Raw genomic sequence first — 16,493 nt, 5'->3', positions numbered from 1 at the left:
TATTTATGTCAACGTTATTAAAAAAAGCTAAAAATAATAAAGTTTCTGAAGGTATATCGATTGTTCATAATTATAGTTCGACTGAACTAGATTTGAATTATATAGGGTTTTCCGTAGTAGAAATTAGTAAAGGTTATACCTACACTATTGAAACTAAGGAACTCGAATTATGTGTAGTTATGTTGAGTGGTACTGCAAATGTATCTGATGGAGAAAAAACATTTTCAAATATAGGTCAACGTGGGTCTATTTTTGATCGTATACCCACTGATAGCGTATATATTTCGAGAGATAAAAACGTTCGGATAGAGGCAACAAGTGATATCAAAATAATTTGTTGCTTTGCTCCTTGTAATGAACAAAGACCTTCTGAATTGATTAAAGCTGAAGATAACTCTGTTGAGGACAGAGGTCAATATAATAATAAACGTCATGTTCATAATATTTTACCTGATACGCATAAAGCGAGTGAAAATTTATTAGTTGTTGAAGTTTATACAAATCAGGCAAATTGGTCTAGTTACCCACCACATAAGCATGATCAAGACAGCCTCCCTGCAGAATCTTTACTTGAAGAAACTTATTATCATGAAATCAATCCTGAACAAGGATTTGTTTTTCAACGTGTATACACTGATGACCGTTCTCTTGATGAAACAATGGCTGTTGAACATCAAGATGCTGTAATTGTACCAAGAGGTTATCATCCAGTAGGCGTTCCTGATGGCTATGATGCCTATTATTTAAATATTATGGCTGGTCCAAAAAAGACATGGAAATTTAATAACGACAAAGATCATGAGTGGATACTTAATAGAAAGTGAGATGACAGAGCATGACGAAAAAAGATATTGTGGCAATTGGCAGAATAGCAATTGATTTAAATTCAGTAGAAATTAACAGACCTATGGAAGAAACGGCAACTTTTAGAAAATATGTGGGTGGCTCTCCGGTCAATATAAGTATAGGTGCAGCAAAGTTAGGTTTGAATGTGGGTATTGTTGCTAATGTTTCCGATGACCAGCATGGACGATTTGCTACTAACTATTTAGAACAAACTGGTGTTGATACTTCTCAAGTAACAATAGATCAAGAAGGTCATAAAATTGGACTTACGTTTACAGAAATAAAAAGCCCAAGCGAATCAAATATTTTGATGTATCGAGACAGTGTTGCGGACTTGAATTTAAAACCTGAAAATATTTCCGCTGATTATATAAAAGATAGTAAATATTTACTAATATCAGGTACAGCATTAGCCAAATCTCCCTCAAGAGAAGCGATATTAAAAGCATTACAAATTGCTAAATCAAATCAAGTTAAGGTTGTATTTGAGTTAGATTATCGCCCTTATTCTTGGAAAAATGAAGAAGAAACATCAATTTATTATCAATTAGTGGCCGAACAAGCCGATATTGTCATTGGTACGAGAGATGAATTTGATATGATTACGCATTATCAAGCATTGGAAGATGTTGATATAGCTAATGAACTACTTAAATATTCTGCTGAATTAGTAGTGATTAAACGTGGTGTGCAAGGGTCACACGCGTATACGCAAACAGGTGAAGTATTTGAAGGACAAGCATTTAAGGCTAAAGTAATTAAAACATTTGGCGCAGGTGATTCATATGCTGCAGCTTTCCTTTATGCGTTGTCACAAAATCATGATATCCCAACTGCATTACAATATGGCGCAGCATCTGCCGCAATTGTTGTAAGTAGTCATAGTTCATCCGAAGCTATGCCAACATTAAATGACATAGAAGCACTGATAGCTTCTCAATCAAATGAGGTGATGTAATGACTGATACAATTCGTATCACTACGGGTGAAGCTATAATTAAATTTTTAAAACAACAGTATATTGTAATAGATGGTAAGGAACAAAGATTTGTTGATGGCATTATGAATATTTTTGGTCATGGTAATGTGTTAGGACTCGGTGAAGCAATGTCTAAATATCAAGATGACTTTAAAATACTTCAGGGTAAAAATGAACAAGGTATGACGCATGTCGCAATTTCATATAGCAAACAAAATTTGAGACAAAAAATATATGCAGTTACATCATCAGTTGGCCCTGGTTCTGCTAATTTAGTTACTGCAGCAGGAACGGCTTTAGCAAATCATATACCAGTACTTTTACTACCAGGTGATACTTTTGCTACACGTCAGCCAGATCCGGTATTGCAACAAATTGAACAACAACAAAGCATTGGCATTACGACTAATGATGCTTTAAAGCCAGTTTCAAGATATTTTGATAGAATCACGAGACCCGAGCAAATTATGTCTGCACTAATAAGAGCGTTTGAAGTTATGACTAATCCAGCGACTGCTGGCCCTGCTACGATTGCATTAAGTCAAGATGTACAAGGTGAAAGTTATGATTTTCCAAAAGAATTTTTTGAAAAAAGAATTCACTATGTGGATAGAGTTGCGCCTCCAACAAGAGCTATCGATGAGGCAATTGATATTATAAAGAATTCTAAAAATCCGTTAGTTATTGTAGGTGGAGGAGCTAAATACTCTGAAGCACAAAATGAATTAAAAGAATTTTTTAAGCATACTGGTATACCAATGGTGGAAACACAGGCAGGCAAATCTACTATTTTATCATCAGAATCTTACAATTTAGGTGGACTAGGTGTAACTGGGAATAGTGTTGCTAATGAATATGCCAAAATAGCTGATGTTGTTATCGGTGTTGGTACCCGTTATTCTGATTTTACTACTAGTTCTAAAACGGCATTTGATTTTAATTCAACAAAATTCATCAACTTGAATGTAAACAGAGTAGATGCTTATAAAATGGATGCCCTACAAGTTATAGGGGATGCTAGAGAAAGTATAAGCATTTTAAATAAAGAATTAGCTTCAGTTCGCTTTGAATTGTCAGACAAATTAAAAAATTTACAACAAGAATGGCATGAAGAACGAGTAAGATTAGAAAAAATTGATAGTGAGTCCGAAAATTATACACCTGAAATAGCAGAACATTTCGATGCTGAACATCTAAACGAATATAGACAATCCTTATCAACTTCATTACCTCAAACTAATGCGCTAATAGAAATTAATAACTTGATAGATGATGATGCAATTGTGGTAGCAGCTGCAGGTTCTTTACCAGGTGATTTAGAGCGATTATGGCAATCAACAGGTTTTAATACTTATAACATGGAATATGGTTATTCAACCATGGGTTATGAAATCGCAGGAGCATTAGGTGCAAAAATAGCAGAACAAAATAAAGAGGTATATGCATTAGTCGGTGATGGCAGTTTTCTAATGCTACATACTGAATTGCTCACAGCATTGCAGTATAACTATAAAATCAATATCTTACTTTTTGATAATAGTGGTTATGGATGTATTAATAATTTGCAAATGGGCAATGGCAGTGACAGTTTTTGTACAGAGTTACTGGATAATGAAGGGAATGTCATGAATATTGATTATGCGAAGGTTGCAGAAGGCTATGGTGCGAATACATTCAAAGTAAAATCAGCCGAAGAGTTAAAAAATGCTTTATCAACTGCCAAAAATAGTAAACAATCTACATTAATTGATATAAAAGTTTTACCGAAAACTATGACTGGAGATTACTCTTCATTTTGGCATGTAGGAGTATCGCAAGACTCTGATAAAAATAGCGTAAATAACGCTCGTGAAAGCATTGACCAACATCTTTTAAATGCTAAACGCTATTAATTTTTAAGTTGAGGATAATGTTATATGAAGAAATATATTTTAGAAGGATTTAAAAGGCACTATGCAATTCCACAAATAAATATTAACGGGCTTGTTTGGATTGAGGGTGTATTAGCAGCAGCTGAAGAGCAACAATCTCCAATAATATTAGGTACAACGGATAAAAATATTTCATTTTTAGGTGGCTATGATTTTATAGCATACGTAATCAAGAAGAAAGTGAAAGCAATGAATATATCTGTACCAGTGATATTACATTTAGATCATGGTTTGAGCGTGGAAGGCTGCCAGAAGGCTATCGATGCTGGCTATGATTCAGTAATGTACGATGGTTCTAAGTTACCAATTGATGAAAATGTTGAATTAACAAGGCAAGTAGTAAATTATGCACAACGTAATAAAGTTTATGTTGAAGGAGAAGTAGGTGCCGTAGGAGGCACTGAAGATGGATTAACTAATGATTTAAAATACGCAAGCATAGAAGATTGTAAACAATTAGTATATGAGAGTGGTATTGATACATTAGCTCCAGCCTTAGGTTCTGTTCACGGTGAATATAAAGGAGAACCAGATTTGGACTTTGGTCGAATGAAGCAAATTAATAAGATGTTAAATATTCCTTTAGTTTTACACGGTGCCTCAGGTTTATCAGATGAAGATATAACAAAAGCTATTAGTTATGGTCATGCTAAAATTAATTTTAATACAGAAATTAATATGGCTTGGAGTCGAACTTTAAGAGATTATTTGATAGATAATCCGCTTGTATATAGTCCTCAAGAAATTTTAAAGCCGAGTACAGAAGCAATAAAAAATAAAGTTAGCGAAATAATAAAAAAATGCAATAGTAATAACCAAGCTTAAAGTAAAAATGCCCTACAAAATAAATGTTTTGTAGGGCATTTTATTATGCTAACGCTAAATTACCGTCTTTCATATGATATACCTTGTCGCAATAGGTTGTAAGACGTTCGTCGTGAGTAACGAATATACATGTTTTATCTCTCTTTTTTGTTTGTTGTTGCAGGATTTTCATGACTTCTAGAGCGTTTTCGGTATCCAATGAAGCGGTTGGTTCATCAGCCAATATAATTGAAGGATTAGTATAAAGTGCTTTAGCAATCGCCACACGTTGTTTTTGCCCACCGGAGATTGCGCTAGGCAATTTGTTTTGAATATCTAACAAACCTAATTGTGACAATAATTCTTGTAGTGCTTCGTCGGGCATAACATCCTTTTTTCGTTTTTTTAATAATTTAAATTGTTGTTTAACGGTTAAAAAAGGTACTAAGTTGGTTGCTTGTAAAATAAAACCAATTTCACGCATGCGTGTCTGCGCTAATTGTTTTTGTTTCATAGTAGACAGCGGTGTATCATTGATATAAACTTCTCCTGAAGTTGGTGTTTGTAGTGCACCTGCTATCGTTAAAAAAGTACTTTTTCCAGAACCTGAAGGACCTACAATCGCAATTAATTGGCCTTTATCAAAAGTTAAATTCGTCTGCTTTACAGCTTCAATAATATGATTACCGTCTTTAAAATCTTTCGTTACATCTTTGAAAGTTAACATTGAGCTCACCTCTCTATCCTATTGCTTTCAATGGGTCGATTTTTCTAATAGTTAAGACGGAAAATAGACTGCCCAGCATTGAAATTATGATTAAGACCACTCCAAAAATAAGTAATGTTGCATAATTAAAGACTACAGGCACTGCACTCGGTAAAAATAGACTTGTTAGTAACGTTAATGCTAAGCCGATAACCGTACCGATTAACGATAATATAAAGGTCTGTGATAGTACAACTTTGGCCAAGTAACCATTCGTGAAACCTTGTGCTTTTAAGACACCGAATAAATTAAGTTTTTGTAATGTCATTACATATAAAAAGATACCGATAACTGTTGCTGAAATGATAAATAAGAATGATATCATAAAGTTTAATGTTAAATTTTGTGCCTTATAACCAGGCAAATTTTCTACAAACTTGCTAATGCCAACAGCTTCTAAGTTATTATCTAATGATTGTTGTTTCCAATGCTTATCTTTTACCACAATTGCATTTGTTTTGTCTTTAGACAACATAGGATTCACTTTAGCAATCGTTGCGTTATTTGTGAATAGTACTGGAGAGGCATTATATTTTGCGCTACTACTAAAACCTACAATTTTTAACTTTTCATCAGATTGTGACAGTGAGAGTTTGTCCCCAAGATGAAAACCTTTCTCTTTTAATGTTTCGTCCGCCACGACGTCATTATTTTTTTTAAAATTATGACCGGCTATAAGCTTCGGCATTAAAAATGAATCTTTCGCCACGCCAAAAAGTAATGCATTCTCTTCGTGCTTGCTGTTAGAGACAATCACGCCGCTTTGTTTTAGTGAAGCTTGTTTTTTATAGTCATTTGGTGCTTTATCTAAATTAAAGTTAGACTGCTCGACGGTTTGATTGGCGTCTTTCTTAAGTATGATAGCATCGGCATGCCACTTATCAATGCCTTCTCTATTCATGTTAATTAAGCCATTTGCTAACCCCGATAATAAAAAAAGTAAATAACTAATCATAATTAACACACCAATGATTAGACTAAATTTTAATTTGTTATGTTTAATTTCATTCCAGGCAAGAAACATGAATGTCCCCCTTAAATTTAAAATAATTCAACTTAGTGTATATTGTACCATCTATAATTATTGTTTTTATCTAATTTGCTAAATATGTATTGAAAAAGAATTGCTATAGATTTTAAATATATACCAAATCTCATTTAATGATTATTTTTTTAATATATTGTGTAACATTGTTTTGTAGCATTTCAAACGGAAATAATAATTACACATCGATGATTAACACGGTAATTTTAAGCAAGTTTTATATATAAAAATCTTAGAAAGGAGTGTGGATATGGCTCAGGCTCGTAATTTAATTAAGAGCTCTGAAGTGATTAAAAAAGTTTTCGTTACATCAACGGGAAATGCAATAGAATGGTTTGATTTTGCACTATACGCACAGCTTGCAACATATATTAGTAGTAACTTTTTTGGCGATGTTGCTGAGAAAAATCAATTGCTTTTTACATTTGGAACATTTGCAATTGCCTTTTTAGTTAGACCGATAGGTGCCGTATTTTTTGGCTATATAGGTGATAGGTACGGTAGAAAAATAGTCTTAACAACTACTATCACTATAATGGCGTCTTCAACCTTAGCGTTAGGTGTTTTACCGCCTTCTGACCAAATTGGTATTTGGGCCCCTATCTTATTATTAGTTGTTAGAATGCTACAATCTTTTTCTACGGGTGGCGAATATAGTGGTGCTATGACTTATATTGTCGAAAGTAGTCCTGATGATAAAAGAGGTCGCCTAACAAGTGGCTTAGAAATGGGGACAATGATCGGCAACGCATTAGCAGCTATTACTGTAGCAATATTGTTATTTAGTCTTTCAGAACATCAAATTACAACTTGGGGCTGGCGGTTACCATTTTTATTAGCGGCGCCATTTGGTATTATTGTTGTTTATTTACGTTACAAATTAGATGAAACACCATCATTTAAAAATAAAGAGGACGATACACAAAATAATCTATTAACAGCTTTTAAAAATTATAAAAAAGAGGCATTTATTATGGCTGTAGCTGTCATATTTTTAAATGTTAATAATTATATGTTTTTAACTTACTTACCATCGTTCTTAAAGACTAATGTAGGATTGGACCCACAATTTTCTACAATTCTTAATGCCATAGCTTTAATATTAATGTTGCCGTTTATATTTAGCTTTGGTTTGTTAAGCGACAAATTTAATAATAAAAGTGTTATTCTTTACGGATTAGGCAGTTTTGTATGCTTTTCAATACCAGCATTTCTTTTGATGAATGGTAATAATCATATAATTATAGTATTTGTTGGTATAATGATTTTTGCAATTATGCTCTCTGTATTTAATGGCGTCATGCCTTCAACGCTCCCTGCAATTACACACACGAATGTGCGTATGAAATTTTTATCAATTATTTATAATATAGGAACTGCCGTATTTGGAGGGGTAACCCCGTTTATTCTATCACTATTAAGTAATTTAAAGAGTGGTCATTTAAACCCTGCATTTTATCTTATGATAGTTAATTTGATAGGTATAATTGTATTTGGTATATACTTTAAGGCAACGTCAAACAAGCCATTGAAAGGATCTAAACCTAATATAAGTTACGATGAGTAACGATTAAACTTTTAAATTTATTTACGAAAGCTCACACTAAATCTATCATGTCGGTAGAAGTGTACCGTGTTATATCATTATCTTGCGAGGCGAAAACAAGCAAGTTATATTTTTAGTATGAAAGTAAGATGTGATAGTTATTCTACTTTATTAATATTAGAAATAAATAAAACAACGGTACAAAAGCTACCGTTGTTTTTTATTTGATATTAAAATTGCTCACTATCATAAAAGAATTTTTGTCTATGGTCGTTTATTAAAATGATAGTGTTTTCTAATAACTAAGTTAATAATCTTATTTGTTGTATAAGCATTATTACGTTCAAAAAGCATAAATCGAAGTCCCTACGTCCATATGTTTAGTAGTACTTCTGCAAAGCCATCTGGTTTTTGTACGTAACCAAGATGTCCTCCAGGAATGTCTAAAAGATTGATATTTGTTTGCTCATTAATATAAAAGTTTACGTCTTGTGGGAATGATCCTTTTGAATCAGTACCATTAAATAGCACTATTTTATCTTTATATTGTATCAAGTCGGATAATTTAATGTCGGAATGAGTATATTGTCTGATTTCGTATTCGATCCAAAACATCATACTGTTGTATTGCTCTTTTTTATCTTCATCATTTTCAGAAACAGGTTGTGACATACTTTTAGCATCTAAAGGCGCAATATTAAGGGTTTTGCCAAACACTTGCATTGCTTGTTGCAATCCTTCATTTAAAGCGATACTAACTATCTCATCATTTTTTTCTTTCCAATAGTCACTGTCAGGTAAAAAGGTATTAATAGGCGGTTCGTGAAAAGCAATTTCTTTAACGACTTCTGGATGTTCTTTTAACACATGCATAGCGACGATAGCCCCTGAACTTGAACCTAACACATAAACCGGTCCATCGCTTAGTTGTTGGGCAAGTGTTGCAACATCTTGAGCATCTCTTTTAACACGATATTCACTATCAGGTTTATTGGCTTCTTCAGGTAGTGATTTCGTTAATTCGCTTTTACCGTAATCTCGTCTATCTATTGTGACAATTGTAAAATATTCTTTTAGTCGTTCGGCTAATGGTAAAAAGATATCACCCGTTCCATTTGCACCCGGTATAAGTATAAGAATAGGGCCTTGGCCGACTTTATAATAACGAAGTTTAGCCCCCGGTAGGTCTAATGTATGCATATAAATGCCTCCATTTTAATTTTGTTTAAGCTTTAATAAACGTTCTGCGTTTTTATAATTTATTTTATTTTGTTCTTCAGTAGTTAACCCTAATTCTTCTAGAAATGTGCCTAGGTTCTCTGGCTGTACATAAGGGTAATCGGCAGCATATAAAATGTGGTCAATACCAACAGCGTTTTTAACCATATCGAATTGTGGTTTCGTCAACATGCCACTTGGTGTGATATAAAAATTATTTTTAAAATAATAGCTTGGTTCATGATTTAAATGAGGTGCGTGTATAATATCGTCCATACGTTCGTAGAAAAATGGTGTAAACTCTCCCCAATGACCAATAATTATAGATAAATTAGGATGGCGATCAAATAAACCACTTAACACAAGTCGCATTGTGTGAATACCAACGTCGATATGCCATCCATAACCGAAACTAGCAAATGTAGCAGCAGTAGCATCTGAATAATTATCGCTTTGATAATAAGCTTGGTATGCATCATCACTTATTGGTGCAGGATGTAAATAGATTGGGACATCAAGTTGTTCTGCCGTTTCAAAAATAACCTCGAACTCAGGGTTGTCAAAAAACTTACCGTTTGAACGACCGGAAATAAGTGCGCCTTTAAAATCGAGTTCATTAATACAACGTTTTAATTCAGTAGCTGCTGCTTTTGGTTCATTAATTGGTAACGTTGCAAAGCCGAGGAAACGGTCTGAATGTGTAGCGATATATTGTTTTAAACGATCATTCGTATACTGGCATAACTCGATAGCTTTATCTCCCGTGAGTAGGGACGGCGAACCATTTCCATAAGATAAAACTTGCATTTGTACGTCTTGTTCATTCATAAAATTAATTCGTTTGTCATGTTTGCTTAATTCATCTTCGTTAGTAAATCCAGTTTGTTGTTCCAATGCTTCTAACATGGCTTGTAAAGGTACGCCTTTAGGTGATGGCTTTAAAGCATCACCCATCTGTTGTTGTACTTCCTTTAATACAAAGTGTTCTTCAAAAGTAATACTATTCATAAATTAAAGCCTCCATTAATATACATTAATATACATTGAAAGAAATTGCTATTTTGACCTATTAAAAGTTAATTACCAAGGCATTGTGCCATTGCTATCGATAAATATACCTGTTGGACCATCTTTATCGATTGTGGCCAGTTTGACGATAGGTTTGATACCTTCAGTTCTACCTTAAATTTGGATAGCCTTTCATCTGAATCATGACCAATTAATGGTAAATAGTAATTAAAAAGTGTTTGATAGATATCAGATTCTTTAAAATTCCACTTTTGAGTAGTGTTTTCAACATAACTTAATAAATCTTTATTTATCCATTTGAAATTTAAAAAAAGATCAATCGATTTAATAAATTTTTCTCGCTTCGTCTTTTCAATTTGAGCAATACGTTGCATATCTTCGATTAATAAATAGAATTCAGTATGTATTAATTGATAACACAAAGATCCTTTATTACCAAAGTGACGATACAATGTACCTATTCCCATATCTAAAGTATTAGCTATTTGGTTCATACTTACTTGGGCAACACCATAATTATGGAAAAGTTCATGTGCGGTTGTTTCAATAAGTTGTTTATTATATTGTGCATCTTTTCTCATTAATACTCCATCCTAATTATATTAATCGTATGAAGTGGATTCCTCTCCGTTTATTATGAAGGTTAGCATTTTAATAAACAATTAATTCAAAGTTAAGTGAGTTATAAATCTATTCAAAAGACAAATCGTCTAAAGTAAGATAGCGAAATGATTTACTCATGATTACGAGGAGTTATTAATGCTTATAACTATACCCATGATATAATGAATAATGAGATCAAATAGCACAAGTCGAATGACTGTGCCCCAACGAAATTGTGACTGGGTTGCAATAACTATGGAGGTGAACAATAAATGACAAAAAGTATACTTGTTATTGGAGCAACTGGAAAGCAAGGTTATGCGGTAGTTCAGCAGTTGCTGAATGAAGGTTGGAATGTCCGCGCATTGACACGTAATGCTAATAATGAAAAATTAGCCGCTTTACATCATACTAATTTAGAAATTTTTCAAGGTGACTTAAATAATAAGGATGTATTAGTACAGGCAATGACAGATCAATATGGTGTTTATAGTGTTCAGCCTATTATTAAAGATAATGTTGAGGAAGAATTACGCCAAGGTACTCTCATTATAGAAACGGCAGAACAACAAAATATAAACTATGTAGTGTATAGTACGGCAGGTGGCGTGAACCGTAATCGTACAGGCTCACATTTTGAAGCATTAGCTGAAATTGAAAACACTCTAGCAGCATCAACACTAAATTATACAATTATTAAACCAACATTTATCATGGATAATTTTTTGCGTATTGCAACTGTCGAAGAAGGTCGAATTTATATCCCGGAATTTATCGCACCTGACATTAAGTTTGCGATGATTTCTACTAATGATATAGCAAAAATAGTCGCTAATATTTTTAAGACAATACCAAAATTTAACCATCAATCCATAGAAATTGCATCTGACGAATTATCATTAAATGAAGTAATAGAAATATTCTCTTCGGCAACTTCTAAACTGGCGATTATTCAAGGGTCATTTACTAGTGAAACTGTAGATAGATCGTGGCTAGAAGAAAAAGGTTATGAAGTCGATTTCGACCAAATGGACCAACTTAATCCTGAGCGATTACATTTAAATGATTGGATAAGAAACCAACAATTTTAATAACACATGTTGTAACTAGAGTAGATGATTATAGTGTTCAAATTCTTATATCAATTCAACTAGGTTGCTAACTAAAAAACGGCGTTCAAATTCGCTTATTTCAATATTTTTCATCTTTTCCTGAGGTAGGATAATGAAGTCATTACGATTTCTGTCTTACCTCTTTTTTGTATTGACTAATAAAAGAATCAGAGGCAAATATGTAGTTATTTGCATGAGAGTGTACTCTAAGGATTATAGTGAAACTATACATTTAAAGGAGGTATCACACATGGGTAAATTTAATGGTTTAGATGGGAAAGTTATCGTTATCGCAGGTGGTGCAAAAAATTTAGGCGGTTTATTAAGCACGACTTATGCTAAGAAGGGAGCCAAATTGATTATTCATCACCATGATGACAACTCCTTGTCAGAAGCTGAAGATACATTAGAAAAAGTAGAACAGTTAGGTGGTGAAGCCACGCTCTTTAAAGGAGATTTAACAAAGATAGCTAATATTGAAGCGCTATTTGAACATGGTGAGGCAACTTTCGGCAAAGTAGATGTTGCCATAAATACTGTAGGTAAAGTATTGAAGAAACCTATAGCTGAAGTAACAGAAGAAGAGTTTGATCAAATGCAAAACATTAACGCAAAAGCAGCTTACTTTTTCATTAAATATGCAGAACAACATATGAATGATAATGGTAAGATAATTACTTTAGCGACGTCATTACTTGCAGCATATACCGGATTTTATAGTACGTATGCAGGAGAGAAAGCTCCGGTTGAACATTATACACGTGCCGCATCTAAAGAATTTATGAATAGAGGTATTTCTGTTAATGCAGTAGCACCTGGACCAATGGATACACCTTTCTTTTATCCTCAAGAAGAAGCTGAAGCGGTAGAATTTCATAAATCTCAGGCACTGCATAATCAATTAACACAAATTGAAGACATTGTGCCTATTATCACTTTCTTAACGTTAGATGGTTGGTGGATTAATGGACAAACATTATTTGCTAACGGCGGTTATACAACACGGTAATAGTTAGTAGGAAAGAACATTATAATATTTGATATTGAATCAAAAAGGTAGTTATAGAGAAGCGGAGTATTGTTTTTCTATAACTCCTTTTATGTCTTAACGAATTTAGTGTAGGGTATGAAGAAAAGTAATATCATGTTATGTGGGAGGCGAACTTATGCATGTAAAACAAGTCGCAGAAAATTTAGGCATTAGTGAACATACGATTCGCTATTATGATAAAGCTGGCCTTTTTCCTTTTGTTGCACGTGATAACAACGGTTACAGAGATTTTTCAGAAGAAGATTTGTACTGGATAGAATTTATTAAATGTATGCGCCAAACGCATATGCCAGTAACACAATTAAAAGAAGTAGCAGAATTATATGTACAAGGTAGTGCGACTAAGTCGCAACGACAAGCTATATTTGAACGACACAAAGCCAATTTACTGCATCAGAAATCTTTAATTGAAGATGGCCTAGCTACTTTAGATAATAAATTTAAAATTTTAGAGAATGAATAATAGGAAAGCGGTGGAAGTAGGGACAAAAAAGAAGTCAGCATGACGGAGTTGTTTTTTGATTTGATTTTCGTCTATATATTAGCAACGATTAATCACACGATTGAAGGATTGTCACATAATTTAATGTCACCGGAAGGATTAGGAAAAAGTTTTATGTTGTTCCTTGTATTCTATACGATTTGGATTTATCGTACATTGCTTGTAAATAGATTATTTAATAAGAAGTGGTACCAATATTTATTTGTTTTTATAGATATGTTTTTAATTATTATTTTGTCGAAAGCAATTAATGGTGACTTTCAACATACATTTAAGCCTTTTGTACTAACTTCAGCACTCGTTTATTTCAGCATTATTATTCAATATTTTATTAATTATAAACTTAGTGGACCAAAAGTTGATGCACGACTAGTGAAAGTATATTCGACAGGTTTATCACTTACTGTAATTATAGCACTAATATCTATATTACTTCCTTCACAAGTTAATTTTTGGGTGTATTTTATCGGCATATTTATCGTTGCAGTTTATCCATTACTATTCTATAGCGTATCAGAAGAAAATGCTATTTTCTTTAATCATTTAACCGAACGTCTAAGTTTATTAATTATATTATTGTTTGGTGAAGGGCTTGTATTATTAATTCAAAACATTGAATTAAATCATGTAAATATTATGGATACACTTTATTTTGTCTTCATAATTATTTTATTTATAGTTTATACATTGCATTATAAATCTACCGATAAAAATACTCAGAGTAAAACAGGTTTTATGACGATGTATATGCATTTATTCTTAATTTATTCGCTAGATATTATATTTTTATTGATGAATAAAATGCTAGCGGAACATCATTTAAGTACCGGAGAAATATATGGCTTTGTTATTTTTGTAATTTTCTTTTTCATCATTGTTTATAGTAATGTCACTGCGCATAAAACAAAGACAGCAAACAAGTGATAAGTAAGTTTAGAGCAGATTTATGAATTGCTAAAACATTATTTTTGCGTAATCATGAGTGTAATAGTTTGGGATAGTACGAATTCATTTAATGCTAGGAGTGAAATTATGAAAACTGACATGCAAGCTATGGTCGTTCACAAATACGGTAACAATCCTGTACAAAAAGAAATGATGCCATTACCAAGTATGAATCCTTATGAAGTTAGAGTGAAAATAAAAGCTGCAAGCGTTAATCCGATAGATTATAAAATACGTGATGGTGGTTTGAAACTATTATTAAAATTTCAATTTCCTTTAATATTGGGTAATGATTTTGCAGGTGTGATTACAGAAGTAGGTAGTAAGGTGGAAGACTTTAAAGTTGGTGATGAAGTATATGGCAGACCAAGAAAAGAGAAAATAGGTACATTTGCAGAGTATATTTCCGTCGATGCAAGTGAGATTGCGCTTAAACCAAACAAATTATCTTTTGAAGAAGCGGCGAGCATCCCTCTAGTAGGTCTAACTGCTTACCAAGCGCTTAACGATATTATGGATCTTAAAGCAGGGAATAAAGTACTAATCCAGGCAGGCGCAGGCGGTGTAGGCACCTTTGCGATTCAATTAGCAAAAGCTATGGAACTATATGTTGCTACAACGGCAAGTGAACGTGGCTATGAACTTGTAAAAGCATTAGGTGCTGACGAAATTATTAATTATAAGACCGAAGATTTCTCACAACGTTTAAATAATTATGACGGTGCTTTTGATACACTTGGTGGTGAAAATTTAGATAAATCATTTAAAGTATTGAAACCCCACGGCACGATTGCTTCGGTTTCTGGTATTCCAACGGTTAAATTAGCAAAACAGTTAAATCTTAATAAATTTAAACAATTGTTATTACGTGGTGCTTCTGCCAAACTAGTGAAACGTGCCCAAAAATACAATGTCAATTATGAGTTTTTATTTATGCAGCCGAGTGGAGAACAGCTAAATACTATTAGCAACTTAATAAATGAAGGCAAGATTATACCAATAATTGATAAAGTTTATGGATTTGAACAGACGCAAGAAGCATTAGAATATTCTAGTAGTGGTAAAGCAAAGGGAAAAATTGTAATTTCAATGGATAAATAATAAATAAAGGTTTGTGATAGAAGTGAAAAAAATTATAATTGTAAACACAAGCTCAGATTTCTTTGGTGAACATTACAAAAAAACGGGACTTTGGTTCGGAGAATTAGTACATTTTTATGATTATTTTAATGATAATAACTATGAAATCGATATTTATAACATTAGCGGTGGTAATACGCCGATCGACCCCGTTAGTCTTAGCCCAGCAATACTAGATAAAACTACAAAAGCATATTACAAAAACCAAAATTTCATGGATTTATTAAAATACGCGCAACCTATTAGTGAAGCTAATCCAACCTATTATGATTGCATATATTTCACTGGTGGACATGGCGTGATGTATGACTTTACAGATAATGAGTATATTCAAGAAGCGGTTAAACACATTTACAACAATGGCGGTATTGTTGCTGCCGTTTGTCACGGTATTGCCGCCTTAGTAAATGTAAAAAATGCTGACGGGAGATTTTTTATCGATAATAAAGAAATAACAAGTTTTTCCAATACAGAAGAGCTATTAGCTAATCGTAGTAAGTACGTACCTTATAAATTAGAAACAAAATTAAAAAGCCGGGGTGCCAAATACAGTAAAGCCAAACTACCATTTAGACCTTTCGTAAAAGTAAGAGACAGATTGGTAACTGGACAAAATCCACAATCTTCAAAACAAGTAGCGCAAGCAATAGATGCGTTGTGGCGTTTAGACTGAAGGTAGCCTAAAGGGTAATAAAAAAGATGCTACGCATACTTATTTATCAATTACTGTGGGTGATAAAGATACCATCCTGATCCTTTATTAAATATACAGAGACCTTCTTCAAATAGCAGATAATTTGAGGGAGGTCTTTTGATACGCTAATTCGTTCGCTTAACCTAAAATAATTTGCTTTATCGTGCTGTGAATTATTGCTATAATGAGCGAGTATGTTCAGATATAGACAATATGGAACCTGCAATTTGAAATATTAAATATTACATTTAAAGCTTAAGTTGGAGTTGTTTAGACAAATAA

The 16,493-nt window shown here is 33.0% G+C and carries 15 protein-coding genes and 2 pseudogenes; 11 read left to right on the top strand and 6 right to left on the bottom strand.

From position 1 onward, the window contains the following. Nucleotides 1-5: 5 nt before the first annotated feature. The 4 genes from iolB to ISP02_RS11665 are packed head-to-tail and all read left to right on the top strand — an operon-like array spanning nucleotide 6 to nucleotide 4,581. A complete protein-coding gene (iolB, locus tag ISP02_RS11680) occupies nucleotides 6-824 on the top strand; it encodes a 5-deoxy-glucuronate isomerase (RefSeq protein WP_195721706.1) in 819 nt (272 codons plus the stop codon). A gap of 11 nt (nucleotides 825-835) precedes the next feature. Further along, nucleotides 836-1,804: a 5-dehydro-2-deoxygluconokinase gene (gene iolC, locus ISP02_RS11675; protein ID WP_195721705.1), complete on the top strand. Its 969-nt coding sequence runs from the start codon at nucleotides 836-838 to the stop codon at nucleotides 1,802-1,804. Continuing rightward, on the top strand, nucleotides 1,804-3,717 hold the full coding sequence (iolD, locus tag ISP02_RS11670; RefSeq protein ID WP_195721704.1) for a 3D-(3,5/4)-trihydroxycyclohexane-1,2-dione acylhydrolase (decyclizing): 1,914 nt from the start codon (nucleotides 1,804-1,806) through the stop codon (nucleotides 3,715-3,717). The genes iolC and iolD overlap by 1 nt, the downstream gene beginning before the upstream one ends. 24 nt (nucleotides 3,718-3,741) lie before the next feature. Next, nucleotides 3,742-4,581, top strand: a complete 840-nt coding sequence (locus ISP02_RS11665; protein WP_195721703.1) for a class II fructose-bisphosphate aldolase — start codon at nucleotides 3,742-3,744, stop codon at nucleotides 4,579-4,581. 43 nt (nucleotides 4,582-4,624) lie between these two features. Here the strand turns inward: ISP02_RS11665 and ISP02_RS11660 are convergent, their stop codons facing one another. Together ISP02_RS11660 and ISP02_RS11655 are read right to left on the bottom strand one after the other, a co-directional pair. Next, a complete protein-coding gene (locus ISP02_RS11660; protein ID WP_195721702.1) occupies nucleotides 4,625-5,287 on the bottom strand; it encodes an ABC transporter ATP-binding protein in 663 nt (220 codons plus the stop codon). Nucleotides 5,288-5,300: 13 nt separating this feature from the next. Continuing rightward, a complete protein-coding gene (locus tag ISP02_RS11655; protein WP_195721701.1) occupies nucleotides 5,301-6,350 on the bottom strand; it encodes an ABC transporter permease in 1,050 nt (349 codons plus the stop codon). A gap of 271 nt (nucleotides 6,351-6,621) precedes the next feature. Between ISP02_RS11655 and ISP02_RS11650 the strand changes: the two genes are divergently transcribed. Then, complete coding sequence (locus tag ISP02_RS11650; RefSeq protein WP_195721700.1) at nucleotides 6,622-7,938, top strand: MFS transporter; 1,317 nt, start codon at nucleotides 6,622-6,624, stop codon at nucleotides 7,936-7,938. A gap of 345 nt (nucleotides 7,939-8,283) precedes the next feature. Here the strand turns inward: ISP02_RS11650 and ISP02_RS11645 are convergent, their stop codons facing one another. The 4 genes and pseudogenes from ISP02_RS11645 to ISP02_RS13150 all read right to left on the bottom strand — a co-directional run. Continuing rightward, the gene (locus tag ISP02_RS11645) at nucleotides 8,284-9,117 is read right to left on the bottom strand and encodes an alpha/beta hydrolase (protein WP_195721699.1); all 834 of its coding nucleotides are present in this window, start codon (nucleotides 9,115-9,117) and stop codon (nucleotides 8,284-8,286) included. A gap of 15 nt (nucleotides 9,118-9,132) precedes the next feature. Further along, nucleotides 9,133-10,143: an amidohydrolase family protein gene (locus ISP02_RS11640; RefSeq protein ID WP_195721698.1), complete on the bottom strand. Its 1,011-nt coding sequence runs from the start codon at nucleotides 10,141-10,143 to the stop codon at nucleotides 9,133-9,135. 72 nt (nucleotides 10,144-10,215) lie between these two features. Beyond that, nucleotides 10,216-10,311: pseudogene (locus ISP02_RS11635) on the bottom strand (SDR family NAD(P)-dependent oxidoreductase); the annotation flags it as partial. Between the two features lie 284 nt (nucleotides 10,312-10,595). Further along, nucleotides 10,596-10,745 (bottom strand): annotated as a pseudogene (locus ISP02_RS13150) (TetR/AcrR family transcriptional regulator); the annotation flags it as partial. Nucleotides 10,746-11,039: 294 nt separating this feature from the next. Between ISP02_RS13150 and ISP02_RS11630 the strand changes: the two are divergent. From ISP02_RS11630 to ISP02_RS11605, 6 genes are all read left to right on the top strand, one after another. After that, nucleotides 11,040-11,858 carry an NmrA/HSCARG family protein gene (locus ISP02_RS11630; RefSeq protein WP_195721697.1) on the top strand — a complete coding sequence of 273 codons (819 nt, stop codon included), beginning with the start codon at nucleotides 11,040-11,042 and terminating at the stop codon, nucleotides 11,856-11,858. 271 nt (nucleotides 11,859-12,129) lie between these two features. Next, entirely contained in the window at nucleotides 12,130-12,888 is a 759-nt protein-coding gene (locus tag ISP02_RS11625; RefSeq protein WP_195721696.1) for an SDR family oxidoreductase, read from the top strand. Nucleotides 12,889-13,045: 157 nt separating this feature from the next. After that, the gene (locus tag ISP02_RS11620) at nucleotides 13,046-13,393 is read left to right on the top strand and encodes a MerR family transcriptional regulator (RefSeq protein ID WP_195721695.1); all 348 of its coding nucleotides are present in this window, start codon (nucleotides 13,046-13,048) and stop codon (nucleotides 13,391-13,393) included. A 39-nt stretch (nucleotides 13,394-13,432) separates the two neighbouring features. Further along, the gene (locus tag ISP02_RS11615) at nucleotides 13,433-14,356 is read left to right on the top strand and encodes a low temperature requirement protein A (protein WP_195721694.1); all 924 of its coding nucleotides are present in this window, start codon (nucleotides 13,433-13,435) and stop codon (nucleotides 14,354-14,356) included. Between the two features lie 120 nt (nucleotides 14,357-14,476). Next, the gene (locus tag ISP02_RS11610; RefSeq protein WP_195721878.1) at nucleotides 14,477-15,478 is read left to right on the top strand and encodes an NADP-dependent oxidoreductase; all 1,002 of its coding nucleotides are present in this window, start codon (nucleotides 14,477-14,479) and stop codon (nucleotides 15,476-15,478) included. A gap of 22 nt (nucleotides 15,479-15,500) precedes the next feature. Next, complete coding sequence (locus tag ISP02_RS11605; RefSeq protein ID WP_195721693.1) at nucleotides 15,501-16,190, top strand: type 1 glutamine amidotransferase domain-containing protein; 690 nt, start codon at nucleotides 15,501-15,503, stop codon at nucleotides 16,188-16,190. Nucleotides 16,191-16,493: the final 303 nt, after the last annotated feature.

The organism is Staphylococcus durrellii (assembly GCF_015594545.1).
GTDB lineage: Bacteria > Bacillota > Bacilli > Staphylococcales > Staphylococcaceae > Staphylococcus > Staphylococcus durrellii.
This window is presented reverse-complemented; position numbering and strand designations above follow the sequence as displayed.

Coding starts and splice junctions, on each gene's coding strand:
- ISP02_RS11655 (WP_195721701.1), bottom strand. CDS start 6,350: ATGTTTCTTGCCTGGAATGAAATTAAACATAACAAATTAAAATTTAGT.
- ISP02_RS11665 (WP_195721703.1), top strand. CDS start 3,742: ATGAAGAAATATATTTTAGAAGGATTTAAAAGGCACTATGCAATTCCA.
- iolB (WP_195721706.1), top strand. CDS start 6: ATGTCAACGTTATTAAAAAAAGCTAAAAATAATAAAGTTTCTGAAGGT.
- ISP02_RS11640 (WP_195721698.1), bottom strand. CDS start 10,143: ATGAATAGTATTACTTTTGAAGAACACTTTGTATTAAAGGAAGTACAA.
- iolD (WP_195721704.1), top strand. CDS start 1,804: ATGACTGATACAATTCGTATCACTACGGGTGAAGCTATAATTAAATTT.
- ISP02_RS11620 (WP_195721695.1), top strand. CDS start 13,046: ATGCATGTAAAACAAGTCGCAGAAAATTTAGGCATTAGTGAACATACG.
- iolC (WP_195721705.1), top strand. CDS start 836: ATGACGAAAAAAGATATTGTGGCAATTGGCAGAATAGCAATTGATTTA.
- ISP02_RS11650 (WP_195721700.1), top strand. CDS start 6,622: ATGGCTCAGGCTCGTAATTTAATTAAGAGCTCTGAAGTGATTAAAAAA.
- ISP02_RS11630 (WP_195721697.1), top strand. CDS start 11,040: ATGACAAAAAGTATACTTGTTATTGGAGCAACTGGAAAGCAAGGTTAT.
- ISP02_RS11645 (WP_195721699.1), bottom strand. CDS start 9,117: ATGCATACATTAGACCTACCGGGGGCTAAACTTCGTTATTATAAAGTC.
- ISP02_RS11660 (WP_195721702.1), bottom strand. CDS start 5,287: ATGTTAACTTTCAAAGATGTAACGAAAGATTTTAAAGACGGTAATCAT.
- ISP02_RS11610 (WP_195721878.1), top strand. CDS start 14,477: ATGCAAGCTATGGTCGTTCACAAATACGGTAACAATCCTGTACAAAAA.
- ISP02_RS11625 (WP_195721696.1), top strand. CDS start 12,130: ATGGGTAAATTTAATGGTTTAGATGGGAAAGTTATCGTTATCGCAGGT.
- ISP02_RS11615 (WP_195721694.1), top strand. CDS start 13,433: ATGACGGAGTTGTTTTTTGATTTGATTTTCGTCTATATATTAGCAACG.